Source organism: Pseudomonas thermotolerans DSM 14292 (assembly GCF_000364625.1).
Lineage (GTDB): Bacteria > Pseudomonadota > Gammaproteobacteria > Pseudomonadales > Pseudomonadaceae > Aquipseudomonas > Aquipseudomonas thermotolerans.
Genome location: NZ_KB822607.1, coordinates 98,963 through 118,240 on the forward strand (window position 1 = coordinate 98,963; position 19,278 = coordinate 118,240).

At 68.8% G+C, this 19,278-nt stretch carries 11 protein-coding genes; 7 read left to right on the forward strand and 4 right to left on the reverse strand.

The genetic code is table 11. The annotated features are described in order from the left end of the window. Window positions 1-27 precede the first annotated feature (27 nt). From H165_RS0108835 to H165_RS0108855, 5 genes are read left to right on the forward strand one after another with little or no spacing between them, the layout of a single operon-like run. Complete coding sequence (locus H165_RS0108835; RefSeq protein ID WP_026146487.1) at window positions 28-2,073, forward strand: methyl-accepting chemotaxis protein; 2,046 nt, start codon at window positions 28-30, stop codon at window positions 2,071-2,073. Window positions 2,074-2,115: 42 nt separating this feature from the next. Further along, window positions 2,116-2,994: a CheR family methyltransferase gene (locus tag H165_RS0108840; RefSeq protein WP_017938570.1), complete on the forward strand. Its 879-nt coding sequence runs from the start codon at window positions 2,116-2,118 to the stop codon at window positions 2,992-2,994. Between the two features lie 24 nt (window positions 2,995-3,018). Beyond that, window positions 3,019-10,497 (forward strand): Hpt domain-containing protein, encoded by a 7,479-nt coding sequence (locus H165_RS19825; RefSeq protein ID WP_017938571.1) that lies wholly within the window; start codon window positions 3,019-3,021, stop codon window positions 10,495-10,497. Further along, entirely contained in the window at window positions 10,494-11,510 is a 1,017-nt protein-coding gene (locus H165_RS0108850) for a chemotaxis protein CheB (RefSeq protein ID WP_017938572.1), read from the forward strand. The genes H165_RS19825 and H165_RS0108850 overlap by 4 nt, the downstream gene beginning before the upstream one ends. A 23-nt stretch (window positions 11,511-11,533) precedes the next feature. Then, complete coding sequence (locus H165_RS0108855) at window positions 11,534-12,004, forward strand: chemotaxis protein CheW (RefSeq protein WP_017938573.1); 471 nt, start codon at window positions 11,534-11,536, stop codon at window positions 12,002-12,004. A 21-nt stretch (window positions 12,005-12,025) separates the two neighbouring features. Here H165_RS0108855 and H165_RS0108860 read toward each other — a convergent pair whose 3' ends face one another. Together H165_RS0108860 and H165_RS0108865 are read right to left on the reverse strand one after the other, a co-directional pair. Beyond that, a complete protein-coding gene (locus H165_RS0108860) occupies window positions 12,026-12,745 on the reverse strand; it encodes a 16S rRNA (uracil(1498)-N(3))-methyltransferase (protein WP_017938574.1) in 720 nt (239 codons plus the stop codon). Window positions 12,746-12,950: 205 nt separating this feature from the next. Then, the gene (locus H165_RS0108865; protein ID WP_017938575.1) at window positions 12,951-14,354 is read right to left on the reverse strand and encodes an adenosylmethionine--8-amino-7-oxononanoate transaminase; all 1,404 of its coding nucleotides are present in this window, start codon (window positions 14,352-14,354) and stop codon (window positions 12,951-12,953) included. 186 nt (window positions 14,355-14,540) lie between these two features. Between H165_RS0108865 and H165_RS0108870 the strand changes: the two genes are divergently transcribed. Both H165_RS0108870 and H165_RS0108875 read left to right on the forward strand, forming a co-directional pair. Beyond that, a complete protein-coding gene (locus H165_RS0108870; RefSeq protein WP_017938576.1) occupies window positions 14,541-15,092 on the forward strand; it encodes a cytochrome b in 552 nt (183 codons plus the stop codon). Between the two features lie 39 nt (window positions 15,093-15,131). Then, entirely contained in the window at window positions 15,132-15,710 is a 579-nt protein-coding gene (locus H165_RS0108875; protein ID WP_017938577.1) for a YceI family protein, read from the forward strand. Between the two features lie 70 nt (window positions 15,711-15,780). Here H165_RS0108875 and H165_RS0108880 read toward each other — a convergent pair whose 3' ends face one another. Further along, window positions 15,781-17,601 carry an RNA helicase RhlE2 gene (locus tag H165_RS0108880; protein ID WP_017938578.1) on the reverse strand — a complete coding sequence of 607 codons (1,821 nt, stop codon included), beginning with the start codon at window positions 17,599-17,601 and terminating at the stop codon, window positions 15,781-15,783. Window positions 17,602-17,866: 265 nt separating this feature from the next. Then, the gene (ppnN, locus tag H165_RS0108885) at window positions 17,867-19,240 is read right to left on the reverse strand and encodes a nucleotide 5'-monophosphate nucleosidase PpnN (RefSeq protein WP_017938579.1); all 1,374 of its coding nucleotides are present in this window, start codon (window positions 19,238-19,240) and stop codon (window positions 17,867-17,869) included. Window positions 19,241-19,278: the final 38 nt, after the last annotated feature.

Sequence of the window (19,278 nt, forward strand, 5' to 3'; positions counted from 1 at the left end):
GCTGTAGGTCCAGGCGGGGGCCAGAGAATGAAGAAACTCAATGCAGGCAATCTATTGGCAGGTGTGCGCAGCAGCACGCTGATCGGGGTACTGTTCGTCGTCCTGATCGTCTCCATCGTGCTGTTGTTCGCCAACTTCGCCTACCTCAACACCCAGTCGAACTACGACAAGGAATACCTGGGCCACGCCGGCGAGCTGCGCGTGCTCTCCCAGCGTATCGCCAAGAACGCTACCGAGGCGGCGGCCGGTAAGGCCGAGGCCTTCCCCCTACTCAAGGACGTGCGCAACGACTTCGAGACGCGCTGGAACATTCTGGTCAACGGCGATGCCTCGAGCGGCCTGCCGGCCGCACCGGAGGCGCTGCGCGCGGAAATGGACGCGGTGCAGCAGGACTGGGATGCCCTGCGCAAGAACGCCGACGCCATCCTGGCCAGCGAGCAGACCGTGCTGTCCCTGCACCAGGTGGCTGCGACCCTCGCCGAAACCATCCCGCAGCTGCAGGTGGAGTACGAGGAAGTGGTCGACATCCTGCTGCAGAGCGGTGCGCCGGCCGGCCAGGTGTCCGTGGCCCAGCGCCAGTCGCTGCTCGCTGAGCGTATTCTCGGCTCGGTGAACAAGGTGCTTGCCGGTGACGAGGACTCGGTGCAGGCCGCCGACATGTTCGGCCGTGACGCCAACCTGTTCGGTCGCGTGCTCAAGGCGATGATCGAGGGCAACGCGGCGATGAACATCACCAAGGTGACCGATGCCGAAGCCCTCGAGCGCCTCGGCGAGATCTCCGAGCTGTTCGAGTTCGTTTCCGGTTCGGTGGACGAGATCCTCGAGACCTCGCCGGAACTCTTCCAGGTGCGTGAATCGGCCAACGCCATCTTCAACGTGTCGCAGAGCGAGCTGGAGAAGACCTCGGCACTGGCTGCCAGCTTCGAGAGCCTGGCCGGCAGCCGCCACCTGAATACCCTGGCCGGCTACCTGTTCGGCGCCCTGGCCCTGGGCGCGATCATCCTCATCGCCCTGGTCATGGTGCAGGCCACCCGTCGTCGTCTGGCCGAGACCGCCGAGAAGAACGAGCGCAACCAGGCCGCGATTCTGCGGCTGCTCGACGAGATCGCCGACCTCGCCGACGGTGACCTCACCGTGACCGCCACCGTGACCGAGGACTTCACCGGCGCCATCGCCGACTCCATCAACTACTCCATCGACCAGTTGCGCGAACTGGTGGCGACCATCAACCAGACCGCCGTGCAGGTGGCCGCGGCGGCCCAGGAAACCCAGGCCACGGCGATGCACCTGGCCGAGGCGTCCGAGCACCAGGCCCAGGAAATCGCCGGGGCTTCGGCGGCGATCAACGAGATGGCCGTGTCCATCGACCAGGTGTCGGCCAACGCCGCGGAATCCTCCGCAGTGGCGGAGCGCTCGGTGGCCATCGCCAACAAGGGCAACGAGGTGGTGCACAACACCATCACCGGCATGGACAACATCCGCGAGCAGATCCAGGACACCGCGAAGCGCATCAAGCGTCTCGGTGAGTCCTCGCAGGAGATCGGCGACATCGTGAGCCTGATCAACGACATCGCCGACCAGACCAACATCCTCGCGCTCAACGCGGCGATCCAGGCGTCCATGGCCGGCGACGCGGGCCGCGGCTTCGCGGTGGTGGCCGACGAGGTGCAGCGTCTCGCCGAACGTTCCTCGGCGGCGACCAAGCAGATCGAGGCCCTGGTGAAGACCATTCAGACCGACACCAACGAGGCGGTGATCTCCATGGAGCAGACCACCGCCGAGGTGGTGCGCGGTGCCCGCCTGGCCCAGGACGCCGGTGTGGCCCTGGAGGAGATCGAGAAGGTATCCAAGACCCTCGCGGCGCTGATCCAGAACATCTCCAACGCCGCGCGGCAGCAGGCTTCCTCGGCCGGCCACATCTCCAACACCATGAACGTGATTCAGGAGATCACCTCGCAGACTTCCGCCGGTACCACCGCCACCGCGAAGAGCATCGGCAACCTGGCCAAGTTGGCCAGCGAAATGCGTCGCTCGGTGTCCGGCTTCACCCTGCCCAGCACGGAACAGGCCTGAGCATAGGAGTGCGGCGGCCCGCTGGGGCGCCGCGGGGCAGCCATGAGCGGAGGCGAGGGGCAGGGCATGCAGGCAGTCTGGGCCTTGAAGCCATTGGCCGACATGTCGGATACGGAGTTCCACGACTGGCGCGTGCTGCTCGAGGACCGTATCGGCATGGTGATCGGCGAACAGCGCAGGTCCTTCCTGCAGGCCAACCTGAGCGCGCGGATGCGCGAGCTGGGCGTGGCGGACTACGCCAGCTACTACCGGCAGGTCACCGACGGGCCGCGTGGTGCGGTGGAGTGGTCGACCCTACTGGACCGGCTGACCGTGCAGGAAACCTGTTTCTTCCGTCACCGGCCCTCCTTCGAGCTGCTGGCCCGCTACCTGCCCGAGCGCCTGGCGCAGCTCGGCGAGCGGCCGCTGGCGCTGTGGAGCGTCGGCTGCTCCAGCGGCGAAGAGGCCTACTCCTTGGCGATCTGCGCGGCCGAGGCGCTGCGCGCGACGGACGGCCAGGTACCCTTCGGGGTGACCGCCACCGACATCAGCCAGAGCGCGCTGAACAAGGCGCGCGCCGGCGTCTACCCGGCGCGGCGCCTGAAGAACGTGGCGCCGGAGCTGCGTCGGCGCTATTTCGAGGTACAGGCTGACGAGCACTACAGGGTGGTGCCGGGCCTGGCGGCGCGGCTCTGTTACGCCCGCCTCAACGTGCTGGATCTGGCCAGGGCGCCGCTGTCCGGCATGGACGTCATCTTTTGCCAGAACCTGCTGATCTACTTCCGCCGCTGGCGCCGCCGCGAGATCCTCAACCGCCTGGCCGAGCGCCTGGCGCCGGGCGGCCTGCTGGTGATCGGCGTGGGGGAAGTGGTCGGTTGGCAGCATCCGGAGCTGGAACCGGTGGCCGACGAGCAGGTCCTGGCTTTTACCCGGAAGGGGTAACACAAGGTTATGAGCGGAGTGGCTATGGGTGATCGGCACGATTATGTCGCCCTCGAGTGGGTCAAAGGCGAGATCGCGGAAACGCTGAAGCAGGCGCGGCAGGCTCTCGAGGCGTTCGTCGAGAACCCTCAAGATTCGACGCGCATGCGCTTCTGCCTGACCTACGTGCACCAGGTCCACGGTACTCTGCAGATGGTGGAGTTCTACGGCGCGGCCCTGCTCGCCGAGGAAATGGAACGCCTGGCCCAGGCCCTTCTGGACGGCAAGGTCAGCAACCAGAGCGAGGCCCTGGAAGTGCTGATGCAGGCCATCCTGCAGATGCCCGCCTACCTGGAGCGGGTGCAGAGCGCGCGCCGCGACCTGCCGCTGGTGGTGCTGCCGCTGCTCAACGACCTGCGTGCCGCGCGCGGCGACAAGCTGCTCTCGGAAACCAGCCTGTTCACCCCGGACATGTCCGCGCCGCCACCAGCGCAGCTGTCCCTCGACGCCCTGAACCGCCTGCGCACCGCCGAGCTGCCGGTACTGCTGCGCAAGCTGCGGCAGATGCTGCAGATGGCCCTGGTCGGGGTGATCCGCAACCAGGACCTGGCCACCAACCTGGGGTACATGGCACGGGTCTTCGCCCGCCTCGAGCTGCTCTGCCAGGAGGCCCCGCTGGGGCCGCTGTGGCGTATCGCCTCGGGCATCGTCGAAGGCCTGGCCAACGGCAGCGTGGTCAACGGCACCTCGGTGCGCACCTTGCTGCGGCAGATCGATAAGGAGCTCAAGCGTCTGGTCGAGCAGGGGGCCGAGGGCATCAACCAGCCGGCCCCGGACGAACTGATCAAGAACCTGCTGTTCTACATCGCCAAGGCCTCGGCACAGTCGCCGCGCATCCGCGCCCTCAAGGAGCAGTATCGCCTCGACGAGGCGCTGCCCTCCAGCGAGGTGGTGGACGAGGAGCGCGCCCGCCTGGCCGGCCCGGACCGCGACGCAATGCGCTCGGTGGTCACCGCGCTGTGCGAGGAACTGGTGCGAATCAAGGACAGCCTCGACCTCTTCGTGCGCAGCGACCGCCGCCACGTCGCCGAGCTGGACGGCCTGCTGGCGCCGCTCAAGCAGATCGCCGACACCCTGGCGGTGCTCGGCTTCGGCCAGCCGCGCAAGGTGATCCTCGACCAGATCGACGCGGTGCACGGCCTGTCCCTCGGTCAGCGCGACCCGAGCGACGCCGCCCTGATGGACATCGCCGGCGCATTGCTCTACGTCGAGGCGACCCTGGCCGGCATGGTCGGCCCTGGCGAAGACAGTGGCAGAGAGGAAAGCCGCCTGCCGACCACCGACGTGGCGCAGATCCACCAGTTGGTCATCAAGGAGGCGCGCACCGGCCTGGAACAGGCCAAGGACGCCATCATCGAGTTCATCGCCTCGCAGTGGAATCACGAGCACCTGGCACGCGTGCCGGAGCTGCTCACCCAGGTGCGGGGCGGTCTGGCCATGATTCCCCTGGAGCGCGCCGCGGCGCTGCTCAATGCCTGCAACCGCTACATCCAGGAACAGCTGCTGGCCCGCAAGGCCATTCCCAACTGGCAGAGCCTGGACACCCTGGCCGATGCCATCACCAGCGTCGAGTACTACCTCGAGCGCCTCGCCGAGGACCCGGCCAGCCAGGGCGACCTGATCCTCGACGTGGCCGAGGAGAGCTTGGCCAGTCTCGGCTATCCGCTGCAGGAGCCGCCCTCGATCCTCGATCGCCCGGCAGAGCCGGAAGCCGCGGCGACGCAGACCGAGAACAGGCCGCAGGACGCCGGCGAGGCGCTCGAAGTCGAGCCGGCTCTGGACGCCGCCACTCTCGAGTCGCCGCCCGAAGCGCCCGAGGAGGACTCCCTGGGGACCTTCGAGCTGCCGGCCGAAGAGCCGCTGGCGGGCGACTTCGCCAGCATCGAATCCGGCCTGACGCTGGACGAACTGCCGGCGCTGGAGGGTGAGTCCCTGCCGGCGGATGACCTCCTACCCCAGGTGGAAGCCCTGGAGGACGGCTGGCAGCCGGTGGCCGGCGATAGCCTGGAGGGTCTGAACAGCGGCGAGCAGGCCGGGGACGCCCCCTGGGAGCTGCCCGCCGAGCCGTCGGACGAGCCGAGCCCGACCGCCTTCGAGAGCCTCGAGCCCCTCGAAGAGCTGCAGCCGGAGGTGCTGTCGGCCGAACCCGCGCGGGACGAGTCAGCGTTCGACCTGGACTGGGAGCTGGGCGATACAGCCGCGCCATCGGCCGGCGAGGCGGCGACCTTCGACGACCTGGAGCCGCTCGACGTCGGCCTCGAGGCGATGAACGCCGACGCCGCGATGGACTGGGCCGCGGTGGACGTCGAGTCCCTGGAGCTGCCTGAAGTGGAGCTGCCCAGCGCGCCAGCCGAGCCCGAGCCGGAACCCGCGGCGGAAGAGGCCAAGCCGCTGACCATAGCCGAGGTGATGGCCAAGCCGGTGCAGGCGATCAACCCGCCGGCCCAGGACGTGCCGCTCAGCCTGCTGCCGCCACCGGCCGACGAGGAGCCGGTGGACGAGGAGTTGGTGGAGGTGTTCATCGAGGAGGTCGGTGAGGTGCTCGACACCCTAGGTGAATACCTGCCGCGCTGGCAGGCCCAGCGCGACGACCGCGAGGCGCTCACCGAGGTGCGCCGAGCCTTTCATACCCTGAAGGGCAGCGGGCGCATGGTCCGTGCGCTGATCATCGGCGAGCTGGCCTGGGCGGTGGAGAACCTGCTCAACCGCGTGCTGGACAACAGCATCCCCGGCAGCGACGCGGTGGTCGAGCTGGTCGGTGAAGTGGTCTCCCTGATGCCCAAGCTGCGCGACGAGTTCGCCGCCGGGGTGCAGCGCCAGCGCGACGACGTCGACCAACTGGCCGTCAGCGCCTATGCCCTGGCTAGGGGCGAGGCGCGCCCCAGACCGGAAACCCTGGCCGCCGAGTCGGTGACCAGTGCCCCGACAGAAGCGCCGGTCGCCGCGGACGACGACCGTCAGGACGAGGAGCTCGACCCGCAACTGCTGGAGATCTTCCGCAACGAGGCGGAAACCCATCTGAACACCCTGGGCGCGTTCCTCGCCGAGTGTGCGAAGGAGCTGCCGCAGCCGGTCAGCGACGAGCTGCAGCGTGCCCTGCATACCCTCAAGGGCAGCGCCTACATGGCCGGCATCCTGCCGATCGCCGAGATCGCCGCGCCGCTGGAACGGATGGTAAAAGAATTCAAGGCCAATCTGCTGCAGGTCGATCTTGCCGAGGCAGAGTTGCTCGGCGAGGCCGAACGCCAGTTCCGCTGCGGCCTGGGGCAATTGGAAAGCCAGCCGCTAGCGCCGATTGCCGGTGCCGTGGAGCTGCTCGAACGCATCCAGCGCCTGCACCAGGAGCGCCTGGAACTGGCCGGGGAGCGGAACCAGGAAGCCCAGCATGGCGGTCGCGACCCGCAACTGATCGGCATCTTCCTCGCCGAGGGCATGGACATTCTGCTGGAGGCCGAGGACCTGTTGCGTCGCTGGCGCGAGCATCCGAGCGAGCGCCAGGAGCTGAGCGACCTGCTTGAGGAGCTGACCACCCTCGGGCGTGGCGCGGCCATGGCCGAGCTGCCGCAGATCGACGAGCTCTGCGAGGCCCTGCTGGACCTCTACGGGGCGGTCGAGGAGGGCCGCCTGCCGGTCAGCGAGCGCTTCTTCGCCGAGGCCGAGCAGGCCCACGAGGCGCTGATCGGAATGATGGACCAGGTGGCCGCCGGCCTGCAGGTCGACGCCCAGCCGGCGCGGGTCGCCGCCCTGCGCGCGCTGCTCGACGAGGCTCTCGACTCGAACGCCCTGGCGCTGCTCAGCCAGGCCGCCGACGGCGGCCTGGAGGTCCGTGAGCTGGACGCCGCACTCGCCGAAGCTCGGCAGCCGCAGGGCGAGGTCGACCACGAAGCGCTGCCCGCGGCGGACGACTCGACCGATGCGCGCCTGGACGATGGTCTGGACCAGGAAATGGTCGAGATCTTCCTCGAGGAGGCGGTGGACATCCTGGAAAGCGCCGGCCAGGCCCTGGAGCGTTGGCTGAACGAGCCGGACAACCACTCGGCGCTGTCCGCCCTGCAGCGTGATCTGCACACCCTCAAGGGCGGTGCGCGCATGGCCCGGATCGGCGCCATCGGCGACCTCGCCCACGAGCTGGAATCCCTCTACGAAGGCCTGCTGGACCGCCGCTACAGCCATTCTCCGGCGCTGGTCGGCCTGCTCCAGCAGTGCCATGACCGCCTGGCGCTGTTCCTCGAGCAGCTGCAGAACGGCAGGGCGCTGACGGCAGCGGAGGACCTGCTGGCGACCATCCGCGCCTTCCGCCAGAACGGTTCGCTGGAGTTGCCGGCCGCGGACACCCCCGCGCATCCTGAAGCCGAAGCCGAAGCCGAAGCCGAAGCCGAAGCCGAAGCCGAAGCCGAAGCCGAAGCCGAAGCCGAGGGGGTGGAGGCTGCCGAACGGCCGGACGAGGCGCCAGTGGCCGAGGAACTTGCCGAGCCGGACGCGACGGAACAGTCTGCCGTTGAGTCTGAGCCTGGGGTGGAGGCTGAAAGCGAGGTGGTAGCGGTCGAAGCACTGCCTGACGCGGAACCGCTGGTCGAGGCGCCGGCCGCGATCGCGGCTCTTGAGGAAGCCCCGGTCGAGGTACCGGGCGGCGCTGCCGAGGCGGCGGACGACCGCGATCCCGAGCTGGTCGCCATCTTCCTTGAGGAAGGCTTCGACATCCTCGACAGCGCCGGCGTCGCCCTGCAGCGCTGGATGGCCGACAGCGACAACACCCTGGAGGTCGAGGCCCTGCAGCGCGACCTGCACACCCTCAAGGGCGGCGCGCGTATGGCCGAGATCCGTGAGATCGGCGACCTCGCCCACGAACTGGAATTCCTCTACGAAGACCTCGGCAACGGCCGCCTGCGCGCCAGCCCGGGGCTCTTCGACCTGCTGCAGGCCTGCCACGACCGCCTGGCGGAGATGCTCGAGGCCCTGCGCGACCAGCGCGCACTGCCGGACGGCGACCCCCTGATCGCCGCCATCCGCCGCTTCCGCGCCAACCCGGACGAGCAGCTCAGCGTGCCTGCCAGCGTGAGCCTCAAGGCTGCCGAGCCGGTGGCCGAGGAGGCCGACGCCGACATCCTCGACATCTTCCTCGAGGAGGCCGACGACCTGTTGGAGGAGATGGAGAGCGCTATCGCCCGCTGGGAACAGCAGCCTGACAGCGCCGAGCCCGTCGAAGACATGCTGCGCATCCTGCACACCCTGAAGGGCGGGGCACGGCTGGCCGGCCAGAGACGCCTAGGCGACCTGACCCACGACCTCGAGCAGCACCTGAGCGAGGCCCACCAGCAGGGCGCGCCCTGGCCGGAAAGCCTGCTGCTCGACGTGCAGTCCGGCTTCGAGGGGCTGCACAAGAGCCTCGCCGAGCTGCGCCAGCGCCTGCAGGACAACCTCGGCGAAGACACGCCGGCCGCCCCGCTGCCGGAAGCTCCGGTCGAGCCGCAGGCGCTGCCCAGCCTGCAGACGCCCATAGTCGCCGCGCCCAGCAGCGCGCCGCAGGCGGTCGCCGAGCCCCGGGTGCTGCCCTTCGTGCGTCGTGCCCAGGAGGCTGCCCAGGAGGCCGCCGGCCGGCGCGCCCCGCAGGAGATGGTCAAGGTGCCGGCGGACCTGCTCGAGGGGCTGGTCAACCTGGCCGGCGAGACCTCGATCTTCCGCGGTCGCGTCGAACAGCAGGTGAGCGACTTCGCTTTCACCCTCAGCGAGATGGAAGCCACCATCGACCGCGTGCGCGATCAGCTGCGCCGCCTCGACACCGAGACCCAGGCGCAGATCCTCAGCCGCTACCAGTCCGAAGCGGAACGCGCCGGCTACGAGGACTTCGACCCGCTGGAGATGGACCGCTACTCGCAGCTGCAGCAGCTGTCCCGCGCGCTCTTCGAGTCGGCCTCCGACCTGCTCGACCTCAAGGAAACCCTGGCGGCGCGCAACCGCGACGCCGAGACCCTGTTGCTGCAGCAGGCGCGGGTCAACACCGAGCTGCAGGAAGGCCTGATGCGCACCCGCATGGTGCCCTTCGACCGTCTGGTGCCGCGCCTGCGCCGCATCGTCCGCCAGGTGGCCGGTGAGCTCGGCAAGCAGGTGGAGTTCCAGGTCGGCAACGCCGACGGCGAGATGGACCGCACCGTGCTGGAGCGCATCGTCGCGCCCCTCGAGCACATGCTGCGCAACGCCGTGGACCACGGCATCGAGCCGGCCGAGGTACGCCGCGCCAGCGGCAAGCCGGAGCAGGGTACCATCCGTCTCGATCTGGGCCGCGAGGGGGGCGACATCGTCCTGACCCTGAGCGACGACGGCGCCGGCGTCAACCTCGAGGCGGTGCGTCGCAAGGCCGTCGAGCGTGGTCTGATGAGCGCCGACAGCGAGCTCAGTGACCATGAGGTGCTGCAGTTCATCCTCGAGGCCGGCTTCTCCACCGCCGAGAAGGTCACCCAGATCTCCGGGCGCGGCGTCGGCATGGACGTGGTGCACTCCGAGGTCAAGCAGCTCGGCGGCTCGATGAGCATCGACTCGCAGCCTGGCGTCGGCACCCGCTTCACCATCCGCCTGCCGTTCACCGTGTCGGTCAACCGCGCGCTCATGGTGCTCTCCGGCGAGGACCTCTATGCCATCCCGCTGAACACCATCGAGGGCATCGTGCGGGTCTCGCCCTACGAGCTGGAAGCCTACTACCAGCCGGGCGCGCCGCGCTTCGAGTACGCCGGACAGAGCTACGAGCTGCGCTACCTGGGCGATCTCCTGAACAACGGCCAGCAGCCCAAGCTGGTCGGCCAGAGCCTGCCGCTGCCGGTGATCCTGGTGCGTTCCAGCGAGCACGCGGTGGCGGTGCAGGTGGATGCCCTGGCCGGCTCTCGCGAGATCGTGGTGAAGAGCCTCGGCCCGCAGTTCGCCGGGGTGCAGGGGATTTCCGGCGCGACCATCCTCGGCGACGGCCGCGTGGTGGTGATTCTCGATCTGCTGGCTACCATCCGCGCCCGCCATGCCCAGCAGATCCTCGCCCAGCCGCGCCGCACCCACTTGCTGGAGCAGTCTGCGGAGGGCCAGGAGCTGGAACGCCCGCCGCTGGTCATGGTGGTCGACGACTCGGTGACCGTGCGCAAGGTCACCAGCCGTCTGCTGGAGCGCAACGGCATGAACGTGCTGACCGCCAAGGACGGCGTGGATGCCATCGCCCAGCTGCAGGAGCAGAAGCCCGATGTCATGCTGCTGGACATCGAGATGCCGCGCATGGACGGCTTCGAGGTGGCCACTCTGGTACGCCACGACGAGCGGCTCAAGGACCTGCCGATCATCATGATCACCTCGCGTACCGGCGAGAAACACCGCGAGCGGGCCATGAACATCGGCGTCAACCAGTACCTGGGCAAGCCGTACCAGGAGTCGGTGCTGCTGGAAACCATCGCCCGGCTGGCCGGGCGTGCTGCGGATAGCCGGTCATGACTGCCAAGACCGGACGCATCGCGGTCCTCGCCGACACCTCGCTGCAGCGCCACGTGCTGCAGCAGGCACTGCTCGGCAACGGCTACGAGGTGGTCCTCAACAGCGACCCGGCGCGCCTCGACGACGCGGCGCTGGACGCCTGCGCGGCCGATCTCTGGCTGGTGGACCTGGCGCAGTCGGAGGACTCGCCGCTGGTCGAGCGGCTCCTGGAGCGGGTCGACACCCCGGTGCTGTTCGGCGAGGGACATGCCCCGGAGCGGCATTCCGAGCACTACCCGCGCTGGGAGCGCAGCCTGGTGGCCAAGCTCAAGCGCCTGGTCGGCGACCCCTCGCAGGCGGTCGGGCCGAGCCTCGAGGCGCTGCTGGTGGAGGGCCAGCGCCCGTCGCGTCTGGAGCTGCCCCAGGCGCTGGCCGCGACGCCGCTGCAGGCTGGCGAGCCGGCGCGCCAGGTCTGGCTGCTGGCCGCTTCCCTGGGCGGCCCGGCGGCGGTCAAGGCGTTCCTCGACGCCCTGCCCGGCGGCCTGCCGATCGGCTTCCTCTACGCCCAGCACATCGATGCCAGTTTCGAGGCCGCGCTGCCCCAGGCGGTCGGCCGGCACAGCCAGTGGCACGTCAATCTGGTGCGCCCGGGAGACCCGGTGCGCTGCGGCGAGGTAGTGGTGGTGCCCATTCAGCGCGAGCTGACGTTCGCCGCCGACGGCAGCATGCGCCTCGCCGAGCGCGGCTGGCCGGAGCCCTACAGCCCGTCCATCGACCAGATGATGCTCAACCTGGCCCAGCAGTTCGGCGCCCAGTGCGGGGTCATCGTGTTCAGTGGCATGGGCAGCGACGGCAGCGCGGCGGCGGCCTACGTGCGTCGCCAGGGCGCGCCGATCTGGACCCAGAGCGCCGACAGCTGCGCCTGCCCGAGCATGCCGGACAGCCTGCGCGAGGGCGGCTACAGCGCCTTCAGCGGTGACCCGCGGGCGCTCGCCGAGGCGCTGGTCCGCCAGCTGGCCGAGCAGTACACCTGAAGATCATCGCAAGCGGAGTTTCCATGAGCCAAGCCGTCGCCACCCCGAACAGCGTCACCAGCCTCACCGGGCTGCTTCTGCAACTGGCCGACCGCACCCTGCTGCTGCCCAACGTGGTGGTGGCCGAGATGATCGCCTACCGTGCGCCGCAGGTGACTCCGGGGATGCCGGCCTGGTTTCTCGGGCAGATCGCCTGGCGCGACCTGAGCCTGCCGCTGCTGTCCTTCGAGGCGGCCTCGGACGGCGCACCGCAGGTGTGCTCCGGCGCCCGGGTGGCGGTGCTCAACGCCCTGGGCGGCCGCCCGCAGGTGAAGTTCCTCGCCCTGCTGGTGCAGAGCATTCCGCGCTCGCTGAAGGTGGACGAGCAGTTGCCGCGCGCCGAGGCGCCGTTGGCGCCCCTGGAGCTGGCGGCGGTGCGCCTCGGCGACACTCTGGCGAAGATCCCCGACCTGGTCGGTCTGGAACAGAAGCTCGCCGACGCCGGGCTGATCTGACCGCCGGGCGGTGCGCACCGCTCAGAAATCGCCCCAGAGCTGCTGCGCCACGCTGAGCGCCACCACCGGCGCGGTCTCGGTACGCAGCACTCGCGGGCCGAGGCGCGCAGCCTGGAAGCCTCGGCCTTTGGCCTGTTCTACCTCGGCGTCGGCAAGGCCGCCCTCGGGGCCGATCAGGAAGGCCAGGCTCGCCGGCCGGGCATGGCGTTCCAGTGGTTCGGCCACCGGGTGCAGGACCAGCTTCAGCTCGGCCTCGACCCTCTCCAGCCAGTCCTCGAGCAGCAGTGGTGGGTGGATCAGCGGCAGCACCGAGCGGCCGCACTGCTCGCAGGCGCTGACTGCCACCTGGCGCCAGTGGGCCAGGCGCTTGTCGGCGCGCTCGTCCTTCAGGCGGACCTCGCAGCGCTCGCTGACGATCGGGGTGATCTCGGCCACGCCCAGTTCGGTGGCCTTCTGGATCGCCCAGTCCATGCGCTCGCCGCGCGACAGGCCCTGGCCGAGGTGGATGCGCAGCGGTGATTCGGCGAGGCCGGCGAACTGCTCGCGCAGCTCGACGCGCACGCTCTTCTTGCCCACCTCGAGCAGCTCGCCGCGGAATTCCTGGCCGGTGCCGTCGAACAGCTGCACGGCGGCACCGGCGGCGAGGCGCAGTACCCGGCCGATGTAGTGGGCCTGGGCTTCCGGCAGTTCATGCTGGCCGAGGGACAGGGACGAGTCGACGAAGAAACGGGAAAGACGCATGACGGCTACGGGCGGCAACGGAAAGCGGCAAGCTTAAAGCACGGACGCGCGCAGGGGCAGCCCGCTGGCGCGCCTGGCCGTGAAGATTCCATAGGATCATCCGGCAGTTCTTGGCTGGAGTGGGCATCCCCTCTGCCGTTTCCGGGCGAGGGTTATGGAGAGGGGAGGACGGCACCGAGGTTTCCCGTGTCCCGGCCCTTCACCCCTAGCCCGGATCGCGGTGCTCGGGGTAGGGCCCGGACACCGGCACGCTGAGCGCCTCGCGGGTGGCCAGGTCGATGCCCTCGCTGGCCACCTCGGCGAGGAAGTCGATCTGCTCTGGGGTGATCACGTAGGGCGGCAGGAAGTACACCACGTTGCCCAGCGGGCGCAGCAGGGCTCCGCGCTCGAGGGCATGCTGGTAGACCCGCAGGCCGCGGCGTTCCTGCCAGGGGTAGGGGGTGCGGCTGGCCTTGTCGGCGACCATCTCGATGGCCAGGGCCATGCCGGTCTGGCGCACCTCGGCGACGTGCGGGTGCGCCTTGAGGTGTTCGGTGGCGCGGGCCATGTGCGCGGCCAGGGCGCGGTTGGCCTCGATGACCTGGTCCTCTTCGAAGATGTCTAGGGTCGCCAGAGCGGCGGCGCAGGCCAGCGGGTTGCCGGTGTAGGTGTGCGAGTGGAGAAAGGCGCGCAGGGTCGCGTAGTCGTCGTAGAAGGCGGCGTAGACGTCTTCGGTGGTGAGCACGGCGGCCATTGGCAGGTAGCCGCCGGTGAGCGCTTTGGAGAGCACCAGGAAGTCCGGGGTGATGCCGGCCTGCTCGCAGGCGAACATGGTCCCGGTGCGGCCGAAACCGACGGCGATCTCGTCGTGGATCAGGTGCACTCCATGGCGGTCGCAGGCCTCGCGCAGCAGCTTCAGATAGACCGGGTGGTACATGCGCATGCCGCCGGCACCCTGGATCAGCGGCTCGACGATCACCGCCGCCACCTCGTGGGCATGCTGTTCCAGGGTGCGCTCCATGTGGGCGAACATGGCCCGTGAGTGCTCCTCCCAGCTGGCTCCGTCCGGGCGCAGGTAGCAGTCCGGGCTGGGCACCTTGAGGCTGTCCAGCAGCAGCGCCTTGTAGGTGTCGGTGAACAGCGCCACGTCGCCCACCGACATGGCCGCCACCGTCTCGCCGTGGTAGCTGTTGGTCAGGGTGACGAAGCGCTTCTTGCCGGGCTGGCCGCTGTTGATCCAGTAGTGGTGGCTCATCTTCAGGGCCACCTCGATGCCCGAGGAGCCATTGTCGGCGTAGAACACCTTGGACAATCCGTCCGGGGTAATGGCCACCAGGCGCTCGGACAGCTCGATCACCGGCGGATGGGTGAAGCCGGCGAGCATCACGTGCTCCAGCTGGTCCAGTTGGGCCTTGACCCGTGCGCCGATGCGCGGGTTGGCGTGGCCGAAGACGTTGACCCACCAGGAGCTCACCGCGTCCAGGTAGCGCTTGCCCTCGAAGTCCTCCAGCCAGACCCCGGAGGCCGCGCGGATCGGCACCAGCGGCAGGCGCTCGTGGTCCTTCATCTGCGTGCAGGGATGCCAGAGCACGGCGAGGTCGCGTTGCATCCACTGGTCGTTCAGGCCCATGACGGTTCTCCTCAAGGTGTCGCCTGGGTGGGAAGGGCAAGCCTATGCAATGCGCGTGGGCAGGACAACCGCTGGGTAAGACGCTATAAATATCGTTTTTCTCGATATTTCGAAGCAGGATTTTCCGCTTCAAACCGATGAATTTGCCGCTAGTCTATCCGTTCGTTTCCAAGGAGCCAGGAACCCATGCAATGGCATAACTCACCGGCGCGCTACGGTCTGGTCAGCATCCTGCTGCACTGGGGCGTGGCGCTGACGGTCTTCGGCCTCTTCGGCCTCGGTCTGTGGATGGTCGGCCTGGACTACTACAGCAGCTGGTACCGTAGCGCCCCGGCGTTGCACAAGGCGATCGGCCTGTGCCTGTTCGCGGCGATGCTGCTGCGCCTGGTCTGGCGCTTCCTCAGTCCGCCGCCGCCGCTGCTGGACAGTTACGGCCCGCTGACCCGCCTGGGTGCCAGGCTCGGCCATGGCCTGCTGTACCTCGGGCTGTTCGCGGTGATCATCAGCGGCTATCTGATCTCCACCGCCGACGGCCGCGGCATTGAGGTATTCGGGCTGTTCGAGGTGCCGGCGCTGGTCTCCGGCCTGCCCAACCAGGAGGACGTCGCCGGCCTGGTTCACGAGTACCTGGCCTGGGGCCTGGTGAGCCTCTCCGTGCTGCATGCCCTGGCGGCCCTCAAGCACCATTTCATCGACCGCGATGTGACCCTGAAGCGTATGCTCGGGTGCAGTCGCTGAACCTCCACTCCCACCGCGACAAGGAAGGAAAGACCCACCATGCTGAAGAAAACCCTCGCCACCCTGGCTCTCGCCGGCAGCCTGCTGGGCGCCGGCCAGACCCTGGCCGCCGACTACGTGATCGACAAGGAAGGCCAGCACGCCTTCATCAACTTCAAGATCAGCCACCTGGGCTACAGCTGGCTGTACGGCACCTTCAAGGATTTCGACGGCAGCTTCAGCTTCGATGCCGCCAAGCCGGAGGAGAGCAAGGTCAAGGTGACCGTCAACACCGCCAGCGTCGATTCCAACCACGCCGAGCGTGACAAGCACCTGCGCAGCGCCGACTTCCTCAACGTCGGCAAGCATCCGACCGCCACCTTCGAGTCCACCGCGGTGAAGTCCACCGGCGAGGGCACTGCCGAGATCACCGGCAACCTGACCCTCAACGGGGTGACCAAGCCGGTGGTGATCGCCGCCAAGTTCATCGGCGAGGGCCAGGATCCCTGGGGTGGCTACCGTGCCGGCTTCGAGGGCAGCACCAAGCTCCGGTTGAAGGACTTCGACATCCAGAAGGATCTCGGCCCGGCTTCCCAGGAAGTGGAGCTGATCCTCTCCGTGGAAGGCGTGCGCCAGTAAGCGCGGTTTTTTCGCGGACAAGAAAACGCCGGCAATTGCCGGCGTTTTTCGTGGACGAGCGCGGCAGGGCTTATTCGCCCTCGGCGTGGTTGCGGGTCAGCAGAGCGGGCTTCTCGCCGCTGTTGCGCTTGCGGCTTTCCAGCTGCTCGAGCAGTTCGGCGGTCAGCGCGCGGTCGCGGCGCGAGTCCTTATGCAGGATGATCGGCTGGCGGGTCGGCTTGTTGATCACGCTGCCTTCCGGCCGCAGCGGCGCGTCGCTCATCAGGCTCTTGTATTCGGAACGGCGGCCGCCGCCGCGCTTGCCGTTGCCGCGGGCCTGGGCATTACCCTGGCCCGGGCGGCGGTTCTTGGCGGCGCCGCGCTTGCCCTGGCCGCCGCGGTTGCCGGGCTGCTTGCCGTTCTGCTGGTAGGGGCTGACGTAGTCGGCGCGGTTGCCGAAGTTGTCGATCTCGTCGTCGAGGAACTCCTCGGGATCACGGTCCGGCGGCAGCGGCGGGAAGCCAATCGGAGTCGCCTGGGCCTGTTCGGCGGACTTGCCGCGGCGGCGCTTGCGACTCTTCTCCTTGCCTTTGTCCTTGCCCTTGTCCTTGCGGCCGCCGGGATGCTCCTCGGCCTTCTCCGCCTTGGCGTCCCTGGCTTCGGCCTTGTCCTTCTTGGCCGGCTGCTGCTTCTGCTGCTTGGCCTTGGGTGAGTTGCGCGGCGGGCGCGGCTCGCGGACCTCCGGCTTTTCCGCTTCCAGGGCGCTGGCGTCGAAGCCCATCAGGTCGCCGTCGGGGATCTTCTGCTTGGTCAGCTTCTCGATGCTGCGCAGCAGCTTCTCCTCGTCCGGGGCGACCAGCGAGATGGCCTCGCCGCTGCGGCCGGCACGGCCGGTGCGACCGATGCGGTGGACGTAGTCCTCCTCGACGTTGGGCAGCTCGAAGTTGACTACGTGGGGCAACTGGTCGATGTCCAGGCCGCGGGCGGCGATATCGGTGGCCACCAGCACGCGCACGGCGTTCGCCTTGAAGTCGGCGAGCGCCTTGGTGCGCGCGTTCTGGCTCTTGTTGCCGTGGATTGCCAGGGCCGGCAGGCCGTGCTTGCTGAGGTACTCGGCGAGGCGGTTGGCGCCGTGCTTGGTGCGGGTGAAGACCAGCACCTGTTCCCAGGCGCCCATGGTGATCAGGTGGGCGAGCAGGGCGCGCTTGTGCCCGGCGGGGATACGGTAGACGCGCTGCTCGATGCGTTCCACCGTGGTGTTCGGCGGGGTGACCTCGATGCGCTCGGGGTCGTGCAGCAGCTTGCTGGCCAGCTCGACGATGTCCTTGGAGAAGGTCGCCGAGAACAGCAGGTTCTGACGCTTCGCCGGGAGCAGGGCGAGGACCTTCTTGACGTCGTGGATGAAGCCCATGTCGAGCATGCGGTCGGCTTCGTCGAGGACCAGGGTCTGCACGTGGGAAAGATCCACGGCGCCCTGGCCGGCCAGGTCGAGCAGGCGGCCGGGGCAGGCCACCAGCAGGTCGAGGCCCTTGGCCAGGGCCTGGATCTGCGGGTTCATGCCGACTCCGCCGAAGATGCAGGCGCTGCTCAGCGGCAGGTCGCGGGCATAGATCCTGAAGCTGTCGTGGACCTGGGCGGCCAGCTCGCGGGTCGGGGCGAGGACCAGTACGCGCACCTGGCGCGGGCCGGGGCGCTGGGCCTTGTCCGGGTGGCCGTTGGGGAACAGCCGCTCGAGAACGGGCAGGGCGAAGCCTGCGGTTTTACCAGTACCCGTCTGGGCGGCGACCATCAGGTCGCGGCCTTGCAACACGGCGGGAATGGCCCGCTGTTGCACCGGAGTGGGTTCGGCATAGCCGGCCGCCGCAACGGCGGTGGCCAAAGCCTCGGAGAGACCGAGGGAGGCAAAGGACATGGGCAATCCTGTCTGCTGGGGGCTGCTGCCCGCTAATGAAAAATACGAGGAACGTCGCTGGGCATGAATCGCTCGTGGCTCGAGCGATCCCGTCTGGTCGTGCTGGCGATGGGGGGCCGGCATCCGGACGCGGGCCTGGCGGGAGCCCCGAGTATAACAGAGCCAGAGGCCAGTCCGACAATCGCTTGTCCGCCAGCGGTCGGACGGCCGTGATCCAGGTCGCACCCGGCACGTGCAAAAGCGACCCCGGGTGCGCCGCCCGGCGTCAGCCCACCAGCCGGTAGCAGGGCACGTAGGCGCTGCCGCCGGGCAGCTTCATGCGGTGCTGCTCGACGAAGGCGTGGAGCAGGCGGTCCAGCGGCTCGAGGATGGCCTTGTCGCCGGTGATCTCGTAGGGGCCGTGCTGCTCGATCAGGCGGATGCCGTTCTCCTTGACGTTGCCGGCGACGATCCCGGAGAAGGCCCGGCGCAGGTTGGCGGCCCGCTCGTGGAGCGGCAGGTCGCGGCTCAGGCGCAGGCTGGCCATGTTGGCGTGGGTCGGCTCGAAGGGGTGCTGGAAGCTCTCGTCGATCTTCAGCAGCCAGTTGAAGTGGAAGGCGTCGTTGCGCTCGCGGCGGAACTGGGTGACCGCCTTGAGCCCCCTGGCCATCTGCCGGGCGACCTCCGCCGGATCGTCGAGCACCAGACTGTAGCGCTGCTGGGCGGCCTCGCCGAGGGTGGCGCCGATGAAGGTGTGCAGCTGCTGCAGGTAGGGCTCGGCGCTCTTTGGCCCGGTGAGGATCACCGGGAAGGGCAGCTCGCGGTTGTCCGGGTGGGTGAGGATGCCCAGCAGGTAGAGGAATTCCTCGGCGGTGCCGACCCCGCCGGGAAAGATGATCACCCCGTGGCCGAGGCGCACGAAGGCCTCCAGGCGCTTCTCGATGTCGGGAAGGATCACCAGCTCGTTGACGATCGGGTTGGGCGCCTCGGCGGCGATGATCCCCGGCTCGGTGAGGCCCAGGTAGCGGCCGTGGTGGATGCGCTGCTTGGCGTGGGCGATGGCCGCGCCCTTCATCGGTCCCTTCATCACTCCCGGGCCGCAGCCGGTGCAGATGTCCAGGCCGCGCAGCCCCAGCTCGTGGCCGACCCGCTTGCTGTACTGGTACTCGTCGCGGCTGATCGAGTGGCCGCCCCAGCAGACCACCAGGCGCGGCTCCAGGCCGCTGCGCAGGGCGCGGGCGTTGCGCAGCAGGTGGAACACGTAGTCGGTGATGCCTTCCGAGCTTTCCAGGTCGATGCGCTGGCGCTCCAGCTCGCTCTGGGTGTAGACGATGTCGCGCAGGGCGCTGAACAGCATCTCGCGGGTGCTGGCGATCATCTCGCCGTCGACGAAGGCGTCCGCCGGGGCGTTCAGCAGCTCCAGGCGGATGCCGCGGTCCTGCTGGTGGATGCGCACCTCGAAGTCCGGGTAGGCCTCGAGGATGGTCTTGGCGTTGTCGCTGTGCGAGCCGGTGTTGAGGATCGCCAGGGCGCACTGGCGGAACAGTCGGTAGACGCGCCCGGAGCCGGTCTCGCGCAACTGCTGCACTTCGCGCTGGGAGAGGGTTTCCAGGCTGCCCTTGGGGCTGACGGAGGCGTTGATGGTGGCACGTTTCGGCATGTAGTCGGGTCCTGTGGCGCGCCGCCGGGCGGCGCGGA